General features: G+C 34.0%; 2 protein-coding genes. One reads left to right on the top strand and one right to left on the bottom strand.

All coding sequences use genetic code 11. From position 1 onward, the window contains the following. Positions 1-383 precede the first annotated feature (383 nt). A complete protein-coding gene (locus ESP02_RS13080; RefSeq protein ID WP_121686713.1) occupies positions 384-1,079 on the top strand; it encodes a PHP domain-containing protein in 696 nt (231 codons plus the stop codon). A 36-nt stretch (positions 1,080-1,115) separates the two neighbouring features. Here the strand turns inward: ESP02_RS13080 and ESP02_RS13075 are convergent, their stop codons facing one another. Next, entirely contained in the window at positions 1,116-1,613 is a 498-nt protein-coding gene (locus tag ESP02_RS13075) for a GNAT family N-acetyltransferase (RefSeq protein ID WP_002316138.1), read from the bottom strand. Positions 1,614-1,700 lie beyond the last annotated feature (87 nt).

The following is a 1,700-nucleotide window of genomic DNA, read 5'->3' as shown; positions in this document are numbered from 1 at the left end:
ATTTTCTTCTAGTCTACACACCTTAATTTTTCTGTCTAGTTAATTGTAGCCTATCCAATTTTTTATAAATATCAGTCATATTAAGACTCAAAATTTATTGGTATGTTCCTCTGTATAGAGTTTGACCGTCTACCATTATATAGCAATTATTATCATTGTTGTCTTGCACCAATATACCGTTAAGGGTAGCACTAGGAGTAGTAACAATCACTGGAAACTCATGAGAAAGCTCGGTCATTTTTCCTGTTCTGCTAGAAGTCAATTAATACTGTACCCGTGGTGCTAGTTAATTTTTTCCTAGAGGAAAATGTCTAAACATGTTGGTAAATCAACAAAAAAACGCATACAGTAGTCTCAAAACTCCCAAGAAATGAGGACTACATATGCGTTCATCAAAATATACTGAACATTTTGACTTAGCCAATCCTGTTACTAAAGTCGATGATATCCCCGATTATGAAATGTACAGTCAAACAATCGATAGCTTAAATAAGCGTTTTGGCAATCGTGTTTTAAAAGGCATCGAAATCGGTTACATCGCTTCTGAAAAGGATCGGATCATCGACTATTTAGCCGATAAAGATTACGATTTAAAATTACTCAGTGTGCATCATAATGGTCAATTTGATTATTTAGATGACGAAGTCAAAGATATGGATCCTGCTATTGTGATTCTTCAGTATTTTGCACAACTTTCAGAAGCACTAGTTGTTATAGAAGCAGATGTCTTTGCTCATTTTGACTATGGTTTTCGGGTATTTGGTCTATCCGTTGCTGAATTTAAACAATATGAAGCGCAGTTTTTACCGATTCTAGATCAAGTAATCAAAAATAAATTGGCATTCGAATTAAATGCTAAGAGCGCTTACTTGTATGACAATTTAGCGTTATATGAATATGTCATCGATTTATATCTTTCACGTGGTGGTACCTTGTTTAGTGTTGGATCAGATGGGCATTACCTTGAACATTTCCGTTTCCATTTCGATGATCTTTTTGCTCTGTTAAAAGCAAAAGGTGTGACGGAATTAGCGATTTATCAAAAAGGAAAGCGAATTATGGTTCCATTACCAGTCTAAAAAAACGTCCTCAGCATCAAAAGTGAGGACGTTTTTTTAGATTTCTTTTTCTAAAATCGGACAAATACGATCTTGTTTTCCTAAAGGAAAATGTTTGATCCCGATTTTTTTAAATCCATGACGTTCATAAAAACGAATACCTGCATGATTTTTTTCATAAACAGTCAAACGTAAATAACGTTTTTGTTTCGTTTTAGCATAACGATTCGCTTCATCGAGTAACCGTTGCCCTAACCCTTTGTTTTGATAATCTTTGAGCAGATAGATCCGTTGAATCTCTATAGCATCTTTTTCATCATTGACTTTCATATAACCAATGAGTATTTGATGATCCTTAATACCAATAAATTTACTGGTTGACTGTGCCAATTCTACTGCCAATATTTCAGTTGTCAATTGTGTCTGTAAATATCCTTGCATATCAAGTGGATCTGCGCCATCGATAAACGATTCATAAAAACTGACAACACTTACAACTTGTAAAGCATCTAGATCATCATAATCTAAATACGCTAGTGTGATTTGATTGTTCATCTAACTCCTCCTTTTGACATAGTATACTATAAATCACCCGTGGTGCTAGTTAATTTTAATATCCTAAAGAATATCTCAAAGTTCCTT

Origin of the sequence: Enterococcus sp. NBRC 3427 (genome assembly GCF_007996925.1) — a bacterium.
In the GTDB taxonomy this organism is placed as follows: domain Bacteria; phylum Bacillota; class Bacilli; order Lactobacillales; family Enterococcaceae; genus Enterococcus_B; species Enterococcus_B lactis.
This window is presented reverse-complemented; position numbering and strand designations above follow the sequence as displayed.